General features: G+C 61.7%; 16 protein-coding genes. 7 read left to right on the top strand and 9 right to left on the bottom strand.

What is annotated here, in order from left to right:
* Nucleotides 1–3: 3 nt before the first annotated feature.
* The 6 genes from NCT04_RS30600 to NCT04_RS30575 all read right to left on the bottom strand — a co-directional run bounded on the left by NCT04_RS30600 (nucleotide 4) and on the right by NCT04_RS30575 (nucleotide 4,977).
* Entirely contained in the window at nucleotides 4–1,314 is a 1,311-nt protein-coding gene (locus NCT04_RS30600) for an amidase (RefSeq protein ID WP_250469623.1), read from the bottom strand.
* A gap of 3 nt (nucleotides 1,315–1,317) precedes the next feature.
* Nucleotides 1,318–2,298: an ABC transporter substrate-binding protein gene (locus NCT04_RS30595; RefSeq protein ID WP_244831667.1), complete on the bottom strand. Its 981-nt coding sequence runs from the start codon at nucleotides 2,296–2,298 to the stop codon at nucleotides 1,318–1,320.
* Nucleotides 2,295–3,107 (bottom strand): ABC transporter permease, encoded by an 813-nt coding sequence (locus tag NCT04_RS30590; RefSeq protein WP_250469622.1) that lies wholly within the window; start codon nucleotides 3,105–3,107, stop codon nucleotides 2,295–2,297. The genes NCT04_RS30595 and NCT04_RS30590 overlap by 4 nt, the downstream gene beginning before the upstream one ends.
* The gene (locus NCT04_RS30585) at nucleotides 3,100–3,954 is read right to left on the bottom strand and encodes an ABC transporter ATP-binding protein (RefSeq protein ID WP_250469621.1); all 855 of its coding nucleotides are present in this window, start codon (nucleotides 3,952–3,954) and stop codon (nucleotides 3,100–3,102) included. Before NCT04_RS30585 ends, NCT04_RS30590 begins: the two co-directional genes overlap by 8 nt.
* Nucleotides 3,955–4,087: 133 nt before the next feature.
* Nucleotides 4,088–4,618, bottom strand: a complete 531-nt coding sequence (locus NCT04_RS30580; protein ID WP_250469620.1) for a DUF1003 domain-containing protein — start codon at nucleotides 4,616–4,618, stop codon at nucleotides 4,088–4,090.
* A 38-nt stretch (nucleotides 4,619–4,656) separates the two neighbouring features.
* Complete coding sequence (locus NCT04_RS30575; protein ID WP_250469619.1) at nucleotides 4,657–4,977, bottom strand: hypothetical protein; 321 nt, start codon at nucleotides 4,975–4,977, stop codon at nucleotides 4,657–4,659.
* 234 nt (nucleotides 4,978–5,211) lie between these two features.
* Between NCT04_RS30575 and NCT04_RS30570 the strand changes: the two genes are divergently transcribed.
* The 3 genes from NCT04_RS30570 to NCT04_RS30560 all read left to right on the top strand — a co-directional run bounded on the left by NCT04_RS30570 (nucleotide 5,212) and on the right by NCT04_RS30560 (nucleotide 7,537).
* Complete coding sequence (locus NCT04_RS30570; protein ID WP_250469618.1) at nucleotides 5,212–5,961, top strand: SDR family NAD(P)-dependent oxidoreductase; 750 nt, start codon at nucleotides 5,212–5,214, stop codon at nucleotides 5,959–5,961.
* Nucleotides 5,962–6,058: 97 nt separating this feature from the next.
* Complete coding sequence (locus tag NCT04_RS30565; RefSeq protein ID WP_250469617.1) at nucleotides 6,059–6,946, top strand: LysR family transcriptional regulator; 888 nt, start codon at nucleotides 6,059–6,061, stop codon at nucleotides 6,944–6,946.
* 261 nt (nucleotides 6,947–7,207) lie between these two features.
* Complete coding sequence (locus NCT04_RS30560; protein ID WP_244831655.1) at nucleotides 7,208–7,537, top strand: YciI family protein; 330 nt, start codon at nucleotides 7,208–7,210, stop codon at nucleotides 7,535–7,537.
* Nucleotides 7,538–7,768: 231 nt separating this feature from the next.
* On the opposite strand, the gene NCT04_RS30555 is transcribed toward NCT04_RS30560, so the two are convergent.
* The 3 genes from NCT04_RS30555 to NCT04_RS30545 form a co-directional block, all read right to left on the bottom strand.
* A complete protein-coding gene (locus NCT04_RS30555) occupies nucleotides 7,769–9,250 on the bottom strand; it encodes an FAD-dependent monooxygenase (RefSeq protein WP_284509472.1) in 1,482 nt (493 codons plus the stop codon).
* A 316-nt stretch (nucleotides 9,251–9,566) separates the two neighbouring features.
* A complete protein-coding gene (locus NCT04_RS30550) occupies nucleotides 9,567–9,938 on the bottom strand; it encodes a YciI family protein (RefSeq protein WP_244831651.1) in 372 nt (123 codons plus the stop codon).
* Between the two features lie 262 nt (nucleotides 9,939–10,200).
* Nucleotides 10,201–11,091: a LysR family transcriptional regulator gene (locus NCT04_RS30545; RefSeq protein ID WP_244831649.1), complete on the bottom strand. Its 891-nt coding sequence runs from the start codon at nucleotides 11,089–11,091 to the stop codon at nucleotides 10,201–10,203.
* A gap of 116 nt (nucleotides 11,092–11,207) precedes the next feature.
* Between NCT04_RS30545 and NCT04_RS30540 the strand changes: the two genes are divergently transcribed.
* From NCT04_RS30540 to NCT04_RS30525, 4 genes are all read left to right on the top strand, one after another.
* Nucleotides 11,208–12,086, top strand: coding sequence for an alpha/beta fold hydrolase (locus NCT04_RS30540; protein ID WP_250469615.1), 879 nt, complete (start codon nucleotides 11,208–11,210; stop codon nucleotides 12,084–12,086).
* Nucleotides 12,087–12,090: 4 nt separating this feature from the next.
* A complete protein-coding gene (gene leuC, locus NCT04_RS30535; protein WP_250469614.1) occupies nucleotides 12,091–13,509 on the top strand; it encodes a 3-isopropylmalate dehydratase large subunit in 1,419 nt (472 codons plus the stop codon).
* Complete coding sequence (gene leuD, locus NCT04_RS30530) at nucleotides 13,506–14,120, top strand: 3-isopropylmalate dehydratase small subunit (protein WP_250469613.1); 615 nt, start codon at nucleotides 13,506–13,508, stop codon at nucleotides 14,118–14,120. Before leuC ends, leuD begins: the two co-directional genes overlap by 4 nt.
* A 136-nt stretch (nucleotides 14,121–14,256) precedes the next feature.
* Nucleotides 14,257–15,276: an alcohol dehydrogenase gene (locus NCT04_RS30525; protein ID WP_250469612.1), complete on the top strand. Its 1,020-nt coding sequence runs from the start codon at nucleotides 14,257–14,259 to the stop codon at nucleotides 15,274–15,276.
* The last annotated feature ends 88 nt before the right edge of the window (nucleotides 15,277–15,364 follow it).

The following is a 15,364-nucleotide window of genomic DNA, read 5'->3' as shown; positions in this document are numbered from 1 at the left end:
TGTTCAGTCGGGCAGCGCGCGCCGCTCGAACCCGAGCATGCCTTCGACCCATGCAGCGATGCGGAGCAGCTTCAGATCGTCGCCATATCCGCCGACGAGTTGCAAGCCGAGCGGCAAGCCCGCGTCGGTCCAACCGGACGGCACCGTGACGGCGGGCGCACCCATCAAACTCCACGGCGCGCAGAAGCGTGCGTCGCCCGTATCGCCCAGACCTTCGGGCGCCTCGCCGCTCGATGGCAAGGTCACGAGCGCGTCGCAACCTTCGAGCAATTGCTGCGAACGCACGCGCAGTTCGGCTTGCAACAGCAACGCGTCCTGATAGCGTGTGAGCGGCATGGCGGCACCCTCGGCAAGCAATACGCGCATGTGCTCGCTGATCAGTTCGGGCTTGCGCGCGGCCGCGTCGCCAATAGCGCGATGCGCTTCGATCGCGAGTATCGTCAGCGTGGCTTCGCGCATCTGTTGCAGGTCCGCGCCGTAGTCCAGTTCGACGATACGCGCGCCGCCTTCGCGCAGACGTTGCAGCGATGCCTCGAAGCTCGCGCGTTGATGCGGCGCGATCAGTTGGTCCCAGAATGGCGTGCGTACGACGCCAAGCCGGGGCGCTCCGTTGCCGCCATCGAAATAGGCGCGCCAGGAGGCTTTATCGGCGATGGTCTCGGGCGCGGCATCGACGAAAAGGGCATGGGCTACCGCGACATCTTCCGCCGAGCGCGCGAAGAAGCCGATGTGATCGAGCGAAGCCGCAAGCGGATGCACGCCTTCGGTCGCGATCTTGCGATACGTGGGCTTGTAGCCGACCACGCCGCAGTAAGCAGCCGGACGAATGACCGAGCCGACCGTCTGCGTGCCGATGGCAAGTGGCACGATGCCCGCTGCCACCGCCGCCGCCGAGCCGCTCGACGAACCGCCCGGCGTATGCGCGCGGTTCCACGGATTGACCGTCGCGGCGGGACCGCGCCAGGCGAACTCCGTCGTCGCGGTCTTGCCGAAGACGATGCCGCCGAGCGCGCGAATGGAAGCGACGATGCGCGCGTCATGAGCCGGCCGATGGCCGCTGTAAATCGGCGATCCATAGGACGTGGGCATGTCGTGCGTATCGGCGAGATCCTTCACGCCGATTGGCACGCCCGCAAGCGGGGCCGTTACGGCATCGCGCACGCTGTAGACATCCGGACGATGCACGAAGGCGCGCAGCCACGGATCGAGCAAGTCGGCGCGCGTCTGCGCCTCTTGCAAGGTGGCGCTCACCGCCGCTTCGTCGTGGCGATTCGCGAAGAGAGTCGCGAGCAAAGAGCGAGGCAGACCGGTCATCGCTTACTTGGCCTTCACCGAAGCTGCCGCGAACGAGTTGTCGACACCGCTCGCATAGGTAATCGCGCCGGGCTTGATGTTGCCGATGGATTCCTGCAACGCAAGCGCGTTCTTGAACGCCTGTTCCGATATTTCAGGCGTGGGTGCGTAGATGTTCTGATCGATCAGACGCTGCACCGCCGAATCCACGATCTTCGGGTCGAGCGACGGGAACTCCGTGCGCGCCACGGCCTTGGCCGTATCGTGCGATTGCTGAATCAGCGCTTCGGCTTCGCCTATCGACTTCACGAAGGCCTCCACCATCTTCGGCTTGTTCTTGATCGTGGACGTAAGCGTGTCGATGGTCGAGAACGCATAGCCGCCCGGATAAGCCTTCGGAAACGCATACACGATGCGATAGCCTTGCGAGATGCCGGTTTCCGCTTGCGGCATGTACAGCGCGGCCGCTTCCGAACGTCCCGCCGTGACAGGCGCGAGTTCGGTGCCGATCTGCACGGTATTCATCTTCACGTCGGCAAGCTTTTCGTCGTTGATGAGCCGTTGCAGCAGGTACGTGCTCGTAGAAGGCGGCAAGGCCGTGGCGACGCTCTTGCCGTTCAAGTCCTTCAGGTTCCTGACCGGCGAATCCTGCGGCGCGATCACCCACACCGGTACGCCGGCCACGACGTTGGCCACGTTGATGAGCGACGCGCCCTTGAGGTTCGCGAGCATCGCGGTCATCGGGTCTTGCAACGAGAAGTCCGCGTGACCGCCGATCACCGCCGCCACGCCCGCTGCACCGCTACCCGCCGTGATTTTCTGCACGGTGAGGCCGTTCTTCGTGAAGATGCCCTTGTCAATGGCGACATAGAGCGGCAAGTATTGAATCGACTGGAACGCCTGATAGACGACGACCGGTTCGGACGATTGCGCCTGCGCGCCTTGCAATCCAAAGACGGCCATGCAGGCAGCCGCGACACCCGTGAGCAGAACGTTTTTCTTCATTTTCTCTTCCATGAAATGATCTTTGCTTCAGCAAATTGAACGATCCAGCTAAGGACCGATGCCATCAAGGTCAGCACGATGATGCCGAGCCAGACGGTGTTCAGATCGAAGAGCGAGCCCGCGACGAACACGGCGTGCCCGAGCCCCGCCTGCGACGCGATGTACTCGCCGACCACGGCGCCGATCAGCGCGAAGCCGATGTTCACGCGCAGTGTCGAGAAGATCCACGGCAACGCGCTCGGCACGATGAGCTTCATGAAGATCATCGAGCGCCGCGCCTTGAACGAGCGGAAGAGGTTGAGCAAATCGCGATCGACTTCGCGCGCGGCGGCGCATGAAGAGATCATCGCGACGGCGAAAGTGGAGATCGCCGCGAGCCAGATTTTCGACGACGCGTCCGAGCCGAACCAGATGACGATGAGCGGCCCGAGCGCGATCTTCGGAACGCTGTTGAGGATGACCGAGAGGCCTTCGGCGACGCCTGAGATCGCGGGCAGGAACCACAGCAGCAAACCGAGCCCGATGCCAAGCGCACTGCCTATGGCAAGACCCGCGAGCGTCTCGTAGAGCGTGACCCAGGTATCGGATGCGAGCGTGCCTTGCGACAGCCCGAACACGGCGGCGTCGTAGATGCCGGCGGGTGAGCCGAGCAGCTTGCCGTTGATCCAGCCCGAGGCGACGGCGAATTGCCACAACGCCACCAGCAACACGACGATGCCGATCACGGCGCCAGTCGTGCCGAGCTTGCGCGGCGCGCGGCGCGTGGTCTTTCCGGGCGTGACGGTGGTGGACAGCACGGCTTCACTCATGTGCGGCTCCTTGTGGTGTACGTGAGTCGGATTGCACGGTGGCGCCGCTGCGCAAGCCGTTCCAGACGCGCGCGTGATAGGCGCGGAACTCGGGCGCTTCGCGCGCGGAGACGGCGGTGCGCGGGCCGTGCGTGCTCAGCGTGATGTCGATTTCGTCCTGCACGCGTGCGGGGCGCCCGCCGAGCAGGATCACGCGGTCGCTCATGGCAATGGCTTCCTCGATGTCGTGCGTGACGAGCACCACGCTCGTGCCGGTCTGCTCGCGCAGCGCGATGATGTCGTCTTCGAGCGCGAGGCGCGTCTCGTAGTCGAGCGCGGAGAAGGGCTCGTCGAGCAATACGAGCGTCGGCTCGACGAGCAGCGTGCGAGTGAGCGCCACGCGTTGACGCATGCCGCCCGACAGCGAATGCGGATATGCGTCGGCGACGCTTGCGAGACCGTAGCGCGCGAGCATGTCGCGAGCGCGAGTCACGTCGTCGGGCCGCACCTTGCGATACAGTTCGACGCCGAGCAGCGCGTTTTGCAGCACGGTGCGCCACGGCATCATCAGGTCTTTTTGCAGCATATAAGCGATGCGTCCGGGCGAGCCGTCGGTGCGCGCGCCTATCGCTATGTGGCCGGATTGCGGCGTCAGCAGGCCGGAAACCAGGTTGAAGAGCGTGCTCTTGCCCGCGCCGCTGCGCCCGACGATGGACACGATCTCGCCTTCGCGCACGGCGAAGTCCAGGCGGTCGAAGATGGTGGTACTCACGCCGTCGGCGGTCTGGAATGCGTGACTCAACTGGCGCACGTGCAGCCGGTTCGCGTCGGGCGACGCCGCACGCGCGGGTGCTTCGGTGGGGTTCATCTTCAATCCTCGCGAGTCGTCGGTTATTGCGATGCACAACACATAATGCACAATCAAAAATGACGGTAGGGGTTTGTCAAAATTGACGAGTGTGTGAAAAGCAGGCAGACGAACGCGCGGGAATCGGATTGCTTCAGAAGTGTCGGGTTGGTGTCAGATGCTCGTGAAGCTCGCGCGTCAAGGTTTCGATGCGCTCGGCCAACTGGCGCGTAAGCTCGGTGAGTTCGGTGTTGCGTCGAAGGAGTTCGGCCATCTGCGACGTCTCGCGCGCAAGCTCGGTTTCACGTTGCTGGCACGCGAGCGCGATATCTTCGCGATGATGCGCGTCGGCTTCAGCGAGCGCCTTGTCGCGATCGGCCTGACGCGTTTGCGCAAGCAAGATGAGCGGCGCGGCATAAGCGGCCTGCAAGCTGAACGCGAGGTTCAGGAGAATGAACGGATACGGATCGAAGCGCGATATGCCGAGCATGTTCGCCATGATCCAGCCGCCCACGATCAGCGTCTGCGCGATGAGAAACGTGGGCGTGCCGAAGAAGCGCGCGAAGGCTTCGGCCTTCAATGCGAACCAGTCGTTGCCGAACACGCTCGACAGATGCGCGTGGGGTGCGTGAAAGCGCAGAGGATGCCTTGCTTCCTCGGGCGCGGGTTCGGTTGCGTGAGCCATGTTTCCTTGCCGATGGGTTGGTGCAGGCGCTTGCCGTATCAACTGCCGTTATCCGACCAGCCGATGCTGACGATGGGGAAAATATCCGTCGGCGTACGGACGATCGCGACCGAGCCGAGAATGACAAGCAGCACGGCGAGCACGATGTAAGTGTGCGGTCTTTTCAAGGCGAGTCGGACGATCCGCATGACGGTTTCCAATGGTTTCGAGTGACGCACTGGCGCGCCGGCGTGCGGTTGGGTTGAATGGAGCTTAGGGCTTTCGAAGGCGGCGATTTCCGTAAGGCGCACGGTCGTTGCCGATTCGCACGGTGGTCGCGCGTTGGAGGCTTTTGTGAGCGGCGGTCGGCTGTTTTCCACGCGCTCGTGTTCGATCGGCCCCGATGCGCGGGCGGAAACCGTCGAGATTCGTCCAACTCAAAACATAGGCCCTTGCCGTCCTTCGAGTCTTCCTGAACCTCATGCATGCGCGGCATACATGCTATGCCGCCGCGCCCTCTGTTCATCCATGCCCGCCAACTCCATTCTCTTGCCTCGGCTTGTCGCGAAGCTAGCTTCGCGTCGAGCACCATCCACGTCATGCGGAGAATCATCATGGGTAAGCTTCAAGGCAAGATTGCGGTCATCACGGGCGGAAGTAGCGGGATTGGACTCGCAACCGCAAAGCGGTTCGTCGCGGAAGGCGCGTATGTCTTCATTACGGGGCGTCGTCAAACTGAACTCGACAAGGCGAAGACTGTCATCGGCTCGAACGTAACGGCTGTTCAGGGCGACATCTCGAGTCTTGAAGATCTCGACCGCCTCTACGAGACGGTGCGACGCGCGAAAGGCGGCTTGGACATCGTCGTCGCGAGTGCGGGGTTTGTCGAGGTGTTGCCAACAGAGTCCGTGACACCCGAACACTTCGACAAGACCTTCGGCATCAACGCACGGGGCACGTTCTTCACGGTGCAAAAGGCGCTGCCGCTGCTGCGCGATAACAGCTCCATCGTCATCGTTTCTTCCGGGATGCACATCAAGGGATTCCCGGACTTCGGCGTATATGCCGCAACGAAGGCGGCGATCCGCTCGTTCACGCGGACTTGGGCATCGGAATTCAAAGGCCGCGGCATTCGCGTCAACACGCTGAGTCCGGGAATGATCGAAACGCCGATCGTAGACGGCCTGTTCAGTTCGAAGGAAGAGGCGGACGGCGCACGAGCAATGTTCAAGCAGATCACGCCACTGGGCCGAATCGGCCGCGCTGACGAGATCGCCGCGGCGGCGCTGTTCCTCGCCTCGGACGAAAGCAGCTACAGCACAGGCATCGATCTGATCGCGGACGGAGGAATCACCCAGCTATAAACTGCATGCCATAAGCCGTGCTGATGCCTTGCGTTTCTCGTTCGTCCCGCCGCGTTTATCTCGTAGGAGGAAAGTTCCAGTGGATCGAATCGATGTCATGCGGCTCTTCATCCGTGTTGCCGACACGGGCAACTTCTCGAAGGCGGCGCGTGCGGCCGGGATCAGTCAGCCAACGGCAAGCAAGACGATTGCGGGTCTCGAAGCACGGCTCGGCGCGCAACTGTTGCGCCGAAGCTCGCGAGGCCTGGGCCTGACAGAGGCTGGCCAAAGCTTCTACGAAGGTGCGGTTGCGATCGTCGAGAGCGTGGACGATGTCGAGGCTCGCGTCGGCAGTGGCGAAGCGTCGCCGTCCGGCATGGTGCGGGTTGCCCTGTCTCCAGCCTTTGGGCGTATGTGCATTGTTCCGCACCTGCCGCGCTTTTGCGCTCAGTTCCCGGACGTCCGCGTCGAGTTCACGGTTGCGCAGCGCTATATCAATCTGATTGAAGAAGGCATCGACGTCGCAATACGAATTGGTCCGCTGAGCGACTCGACTCAAATTGCGCGTCGAATTGGCAGCACCGAGTACCTTACTGTCGCTTCGCCGGTTTATACCGATCGCATGGGCGTGCCAAAGACGGTAGATGATCTCGTCAATCACGAATGCATTGCTCTGATGTCTCGCGAGTCTCCGCGAGTCTGGCCGTTTGCCGGCCCCGACGGCACGAAGGAACACGTGCCGCAAGGTCCAGTAAGAAGCAACGACGCCGAATATGTCCGAGCGGCGGTAATTGCGGGCTTGGGCATTGGGCATAACGCGGGCTGGCTTTATTCGCGGGACGTCGAGGAGGGCGGGCTCGTACCGCTTCTCAAGGCATTTCGGCCCGCGCCTTTTCCGATCAACGCAGTGTGGCCCGGAAGCAGGCAGTTGCCTGGCAGGACCCGCGTTTTCATCGAATTTTTAGCGGACCTGTTCGCCGCCGATCCCCGGTTGAAGGTTCGATAACTCTCGTGTGGATAGCGCAAGCGACGCTATTCGGAGACTGAATACGTCCTATGCCAACACGCCCTCTACCGAAAGCGTCCGCGCGAGACTATCTTTGATTTCAAGCCGCCGCGAAAGAATATACGGCGACAGGCAGATGTCGGAGTCGAGGCGTCATTCGCCGAACTCCTCCCCTTCAGGCACTTTCCGATGACTTGCTCCGGCAACGCATCATGTCTTAGTGATAAGTGCTCTTTCGAATAGCCTTCCCAGGAGTAGAAAATGGTCGATGAAAATGGTCCTCATTATTTCGTGGCGTTTCAAACGCCGGGTCCGAAGTGGATTCAAAGCGTGAAGTACAACGAGCAACCGGACTTTATGAAACACGTGGCTTATATGGCCGAGATGCAGGACAAAGGGCTGACCGTGATGAGCGGTCCGTTCATGGAGAAAGCCGGCGGTCTCTCCGGTGTTCTGGCGGACGGCGGCATGACGATCTTCAAGGCTGCTGATCTTGCGGATGCCCGAAAAATAGCAACCGATGATCCGACAGTACAGTCGGGCATGCTCAACGTCGATGTAAAAATGCTCTGGGTTCCGTTCCACGATTAGCCAACGCATTTAGCGATGCTGCCGGGCGAGCGTTGATTCGGCGTGCTTGGTGAGCAGTAACACGGTATGAGGCGGTGAATGACTGATTCGCAGCCTTTGCGAGAAGCCGGCGTTTTCGTGCAGTGTTCAGCGAACGGCTGTCAAGCAACATGCAGCCAGCTTGCCGCCACCACTCGCGGCAAGCCGTTCAATGCTGGAGAATGCTTCTCCCCCGATCAAGCGACGAATGGATCAGGCAGGAACGCCATGCCGTGCCGTCAAACGATCGAGATACGCGGCTATCGTATCTGCTTCACTAGCCGAGCAGGCGAGATATCCATCGGGCCGCACGAGCGAGATCGTGTCGGCTTGCAATGGTGGTCGGACGTTGTCGTCGAGCAGGCCCGGATAGGCGTTGATCAACTGCTTCACTGCCGCAGTCGGCGCCGCGAACAGCGCGAACACCGGCCGCACGCCTGATCCTGCTGGTGCGTGGTCGGACGTCGGCGCAACGCGTTCGCCAGGCTTCATCCCATGCACGGATGGGCCGTTGAGCGGGCTATGCGGATAGTGGACCGTCACTTCCGACATGGTTTGAGCAACGCCACGGGTGAAATGCGAGAAGCCCAAGGCAAAGTGCCCGGCAAGGTTACGCAAACGCTGTGCAATCGGGTTGCGAAGCGTGGCGACCGATGTCAGTCGTTCCGCGGCTTTCAGTACCTCGTCGCCAACCGCGCTGCGCTCCGGGCTGTAGGTGTCGAGGAGCGACTCATCCGCTTCGTTGCGCAGCACGAGTGCAAGTTTCCAGGCAAGGTTGATCGCATCCTGCATGCCGGTGTTCATGCCTTGACCGCCAGCGGGACTGTGAATATGCGCTGCGTCCCCCGCAAGGAACGTGTGGCCGTGTCGATAGCCCGTCACCTTGCGACCGTTGATGCGAAAGCCGGACAACCATACGGGATCGTGGAGTTTGGTACCGGCCGGGCCGCGCCGGTCTACGAGCTGCTGCACCTGTGCGAGCGTTGGCGTCGGTGAAACCTTATCCGCCGTCGCCGGCAAGTCGCCGATGACGCGGTAACGGCCAGCCTGGATGGGAAAAATCAGCAAGACGCCATCCTTATGCCAGTGGACAGAAGCGTCCGTGTCAGGGCGCGGATACCCCGTCATGTGAACGTCAGCAAGGAACCAATCGCTCAGCAGCGTTTCCCCCTCGAAAGGCACGTTCAAGGCGTGTCTTACGATGCTGTGCGCGCCATCGCAACCAAGCAGCCAGTCAGCACGCACGGCCTCTTCGCGGCCGTCCGGATGGCGCAACACCGCATCCGCGCCAGAGGCATCGGGCGTGATCATCGTTACTTCGACGCCGCGCTCGATAGATACGCCTTGGCTCGCCAGACGCTCCTCCAGCAAACGCTCGGTCTCGGATTGCGGCAGTGCCAGCGCATAGTTGTGCGTGCTGGGGATCGTGTCCATTGCAACCCGACCGACCACCTCGTCCTGCGCCATGAAGACGACGCCGTCGATCTTAAATCCTGCGTTCACGAACGGCGCGGCGCCGCCTTCGCCCCGGTCGAGCAATTCGAGCGTCCTGCTCCAAAGCACCATGGCTTTGGATTTATCGGTACGGTGCGGCGCCTTGTCTACGATGCGCGCGTGGACACCGTAGCGGGCGAGTTCGGAGGCGAGCGTCATGCCGACTGGACCGGCGCCAACGATCAGAACGGAAGCAGTCATATACGTCCTCTCAAAGCAAAGAATTGAGCGATTCAGTCGGAGTCTTCAGGGTAGGCGCCGTGGCGCGAGTACGAGCATGACGTCCATGTCCGCGCTTTGTCGGTCGTCCGCTATCGGTCAGGGAGCAACGGCAGGCTCCGCGCGCTTAGACCAAGAGTGCGGTGACGAAAGAGCAGTCATTGCAACGCTTACGGCAGCCTCGAGAAAACCTGAAGATGAACGAAAGTTTGACCTATAGGGAAAACGTTTTTTCCGGTCATTGTCTGCGGTAAGGGTCACGGCATTGCGGAGAAATAGCGCCGCGCAGCAGTTCAACTCATGGTGCCAGATAAAAATCCAGGGGAATAAGCTCGACGGCCCATCCGCCTTCTTCGCCCAATGTCGCGGCCGGATGCATGGACGCGATGCGCACCGCCTCGTCAGGACTATCTGCCTCGATGATGAACATGCCGCCCACGACTTCCTTCGCTTCGGTGTAAGGCCCGTCGGTAACGCGTGTCGTGCCACCAAGTGGGCGAAGCGTCTTCCAGTTTTCCAGATCGCCGAGTGAGGCGGAAACCACGACCTTGCCGGTGGCACGCATCTTCTCGTCCAATGCCGGGCATTGACTCACTAGCGCCTTGATTTCGTCCGGTGTCATCGCGGCGAACTTTTCGGGGGTGAAGTAGGCGAGGCCGAGGTATTTCATGGCAAATCCTTTTGATGAGGTTCACTGACGACGAATTTGTTGAGCGGAAATCGACAACGGCGGTGTGCCAATTGCGCTCAATCAAACCCGCTTCACCGATGAGCAAGTTCAGATGCGGTCAACAAAGCCAAGGTTCGCATCGATCGAATGACGGGGCAACCGGCCCTGGCCAGCGGGCCGATACGAATTCGGGACCCAAATTCCAAGCCGCTCTAAATCATTTGGCCGGAAGATGTGCCGCTACGGTAAGCTCAAACGACTATCACGCCCCGCGCAAATACTCCCCCAAAAATTCCACGAACGTCCTGAGCTTGACCGAAAGCTGATTGCGTTCGAGATAAATGGCGTGAATGTTCGCGTCCGGCAAAGCCCATTCATCGAGCAAGGAAACGAGCTCACCGCGCGCGAGATGTTCGTCTATCTCCCATTGCGAGCGCGTCGCGATGCCGCGACCGTCCAGCGCCCACTGCAACACCGCGCTGCCGTCGTTGCTCGATAACGAGCCATCGACCTTGACCGTCTCCGTGCGCTTGCCGCGCGAGAAATGCCACGTGCCGTAAGCCGACTCGTTTTCGCGCAACACGATGCACGCGTGACGCGCGAGATCATGCGGCGCCGATGGTCGGCCATGCCGCGCGACGTAAGCCGGCGATGCACACAAGATGCGCCGATTCGCCAGCAGCAGACGCGCGTTGATGCGCGCGTCCGGCACTTCGCCGAAGCGGATGCCGACATCGAAACCTTCTTCCTGAAGACTCACCGGACGGTCCGTCAGATGCAGGACGATCTTCATCGCCGGATAGCGCGCAATGAACTCCGACACCGCAGGCGCTATACGCGCCCGCCCGAATCCGAACGACGCGTTCACACGCAGAAGACCAGTCGGTTCGCCGCGACTTTGCGTGACGAGCTGTTCGAGTTCCGAGAGCTCATCGAGAATGCGCGAGCCGTTCGACAGGTACAACTCGCCCTCGGGCGTGAGGCTCAGACGCCGCGTCGTGCGATTCATCAGGCGCACGCCCAGACGCCGCTCCAGTTGCGCGAGCCGCTTGCTCACGGCTGGCGGCGTCACACCCAACTCGCGCGCCGCCGCAGCCAGATTGCGATGCCGCGCCACAAGCGCAAACAGGTTGAGGTCAGAAAAGCCATCCATCTCGCGTCGCTCCAAATCTGCCTGATTCGTTCCTGCCGGTTACGACCGAAATGCTTTTGCGGAAACCCAATCTCTTAAGGCATCAATTAGACTCGAATCAACGTTGGGAGACAACCATGTTCGAAGGCTTCGATGAGCTATCGATTTCCGTCGATGGCATCAGGATTCACGCGATCAAGGGCGGCCAAGGCCCCGCGTTGCTGCTACTGCACGGGCATCCGCAGACGCACGCGATTTGGCACGAAGTGGCGCCGGCACTCGCCGAGCATTTCACGGTGATCGCCGCCGACTTGCGCGGCTATGGCGACAGCGACAAACCCGCAGGCGCGCCCGGTCACTCGAATTATTCGAAGCGCCGCATGGCGCTCGATCAGGTCGGGCTGATGCGCGCATTGGGCCATGCGTCGTTCGCGGTCATCGGACATGACCGTGGCGGGCGTGTCGCGGCTCGCATGGCGCTGGATCATCCGGCTGTCGTGACGCGTCTGGTCACGCTCGACGTGGCGCCGACGCTCGCCATGTACGAGCAGACCTCGTTCGATTTCGCGCGTGCCTACTGGCACTGGTTCATGCTCGTGCGGCCCGCGCCATTTCCGGAAACGCTCATTCGCGCGGACCCGGACCTGTATCTCAGGCAGACCATCGGCGCGCGCAGCGCGGGTCTCGCGCCGTTCACGGCAGAGGCTTACGCCGAGTATCTGCGCTGCTTGTCCGATCCCGCCACGGCGCATGGCATTTGCGAGGACTATCGCGCGAGCGTGAGCATCGACCTCGAACATGATCGCGCGACGCTGGCTTCGAACGAGCGAATTGAATGCCCATTCATGGCGCTGTGGGGTGAGGAGGGCGTCATCGAACAATGCTTCGATCCGCTGCGCGAATGGCGTGCTTACGCGCCGGAAGTCGAGGGCGAGGCGCTGCCTTGCGGCCACTACATTCCCGAGGAAGCGCCGGCGATCTTGCTCGAGCACGTCCTGCCCTTTCTGACCAACTAACGCCATGTCGAACCGAACCCTGTACCAGAAGCTCGTCGAATCTCACCTCGTCTCGCGTATCGACGAACAGAACGTGCTGCTCTATGTCGATCTGCATTTGATGAACGAGTACACCAGTCCACAAGCGTTCAGCGCGCTCGATGCGCGTGGCCGCGCGGTGCGACGCCCGCATCAGCAGCTTGCGGTCGTGAGCCACATCATTCCGACGCACGCCGAGTCGCCGCGCGTGATTCGCGATGAGGCGTCGTATCTGCAGGCGCAAAATCTCGCGCGCAATTGCGAGCGCGCGGGCATCCGGCTTCTCGCGGCCAATGATCCCTTGCAGGGTATCGAACACATCGTGGCGCCGGAACTCGGGCTCATTCGTCCGGGCATGGTCGTGTTGTGCGGTGACAGTCACACCACGACATACGGCGCGCTTGGCGCGTTGGGCTTTGGAATTGGCACATCGGAAGTGGAGCATGTGCTCGCCACGCAGGCGCTCGTCTATCGGCTGGCGAAAACCATGCGCATCGATATCGATGGCGCGCTGCCTTACGGCACGTCGTCCAAGGACGTGGTGATCTGGATCATCAGCCAGATCGGCGCACAAGGCGCGCGTGGCTATGCTGTCGAGTTCGGTGGTTCGACCATTGCGTCGCTGTCGGCCGAGGCGCGCATGACCTTGTGCAACATGACCGTCGAGGCGGGCGCGCGCGCCGCGCTCATCGCGCCGGATCGGACCACGTTCAACTATGTGCGCGCCCATGCAAAATCACTCGATGAGGCCGCCTGGCAAGCCGCACTCGCGGACTGGCGCGAACTCTACTCCGACGCAGATGCGACCTTCGATGCCGAATATCGCTTCGACGCGCATGCCATCGCACCTTTTGTCACATGGGGCACGAGTCCGGATCAGGCCGTCGCGATAGACGAGCCCATTCCCGACGAAGCCGCGCAGGCCACCCCCGAAGCGGCGGCATCGTTGCGACGTGCGCTCGATTACATGGGACTCACGGCGAACTGTTCGTTGGCGGGAACGCGGATCGACCGTGTGTTTATCGGCTCGTGCACGAATGGGCGTATCGAAGACCTGCGCGTGGTGGCGGACATCGTGCGCGGCAAGCGCGTGGCGCCCGGCGTGCGCGCGATGATCGTGCCGGGTTCGGGCAGCGTGCGACGCGCGGCGGAGCGCGAAGGTCTGGCGAAGACGCTGATCGATGCGGGTTTCGAATGGCGCGAGCCTGGCTGCTCGATGTGCCTTGCCATGAACGACGATGTGCTGGACGCGGGCGAGCGTTGCGCATCGACCACCAACCGCAACTTCGAAGGTCGACAGGGACGTGGCGGCCGCACGCATCTGATGAGCCCGGCAATGGCGGCCGCGGCCGCGATGACCGGCTGTATCACCGACGTTCGAACGCTCATGGGAGAGGCATCATGACGCGACTGACGAAGATTGCAGGCAGCGCGGCGCCGTTGTCCATCGACAACCTGGATACCGACCAGATCATGCCGAAGCAGTTTCTGCGCATTATCGACAAGGCGGGTCTAGCGGATGGTTTGCTGTACGACTTGCGTTTCGATGAAAACGGCGCGCCGCGTGGGGATTGCGTGCTCAATCGGGCGGAGTTTGCAAAGGCGCGCATTCTGATTGGCGGCGCGAATTTCGGATGTGGTTCCAGCCGGGAGCATGCGGTGTGGGGTTTGCAGCAATATGGTTTTGCTGCGGTGATTGCGCCGAGTTTCGCGGAGATTTTCTATTCGAACGCGATGAATAACCGCTTGCTGCTCGTGCAACTGGAACGCGATGTCGTCGATATGCTTGCGCGTGAAGTGACCGAGACGCCGGGTGCTGTTATTTCCATCGATCTGGAAGGGCAGACGGTGGTGTCGGCATCGGGTAAGCCATATGCGTATTCCATCGGCGCGCGTCATAAACGCATGGTGATGGAGGGAATGGATACGGTCGATTTGACGCTTCAGTCGCTGGCGCAGATCGAAGCGTTCGAGACGGTGCATTTTGAACGACGGAGATGGGCGCGGGTGATGTGAATTCATGAAGCGCGCTTTAGCAACCTCTTTCCTGAACTTTCCCCCAACTACGTATAGCATCCCCATTGCAGTGCCGAACAGCATGCACGCGGCTCGCCCAACGCCGCGAAGTTCCTCCCACACCAAGGAGCAAACGATGCCAACGATGCACGCAGTGCAAGTAGCGAAAGCCGGCGGTCCGCTCGAACTCGTGGAGCGCGAAATACCCGATCCGCCCGAAGGACACGTGCTCATCAAAGTGCAAGCCTGTGGCATCTGCCACAGCGATTCCCTCACGAAAGAAGGCCAATGGCCGGGTCTCGAGTTTCCGCGCGTACCCGGTCACGAAATTGCAGGCGTCATCGAGAAACTCGGTGCGAACGTCGAGGGATGGCAGGCCGGGCAGCGGGTCGGCGTCGGTTGGCATGGCGGGCATTGCGGGCATTGCGAAAATTGCCGTCACGGCGACTTCGTGCTTTGCAAGAACGCGCTCGTTCCCGGTATCAGCTACGACGGCGGTTACGCGGAATACATGGTGGCGCCGCAGGAAGCACTCGCGCGCATGCCCGACGATCTCTCCGATATCGACGCCGCGCCGCTTCTCTGCGCCGGCATCACGACGTTCAACGCGCTGCGCAATAGCGGCACCCGCGCGGGCGATGTCGCGGCGATCCTCGGCATCGGCGGACTCGGGCATCTCGGCGTGCAGTTCGCGCGCAAGATGGGCTTCGTCACGGTCGCCATCGCGCGCGGCAAGGACAAGGAACCGCTCGCGAAGCAACTCGGCGCGCATCACTATATCGACAGCGAATCGCAAAACGTCGGCGAAACGCTGCAAGCACTCGGCGGCGCACGCGTAATTCTCGCCACCGCCACGAGCGGCAAGGCGATGAGCGCGGCTATCGGCGGGCTCGGCATCAACGGCAAGCTGATCATGGTCGGCATCTCGCAAGAGCCCGTGGAAGTGCCCGTCGCGCAGTTCATCATGGGTCGCAACTCGGTGCAAGGCTGGCCGTCCGGCACGGCGGCGGACTCGCAAGAAACGCTCGCGTTCAGCGCTTTGTCGGGCGTGAAGCCGATGACCGAAGAGTACCCGCTCTCGCGCGCGGCCGAAGCCTACGACCGCATGATGAGCGGCAAGGCGCGTTTCAGAGTAGTGCTCATTCCTGGCAAGTGACCTCCGCCGAAGCATCGTTTCATTGACCAACGAACATAGAGTCAATGTCGCCCGAACCATTGGGCGACATGTAGCACGTCGCTATCGT

It is taken from the genome of Caballeronia sp. GAFFF2 (assembly GCF_023631485.1).
Taxonomy (GTDB): domain Bacteria; phylum Pseudomonadota; class Gammaproteobacteria; order Burkholderiales; family Burkholderiaceae; genus Caballeronia.
Note: the sequence above shows the minus strand (reverse complement) of the source record. Positions and strands in the feature narration are given on the sequence as shown.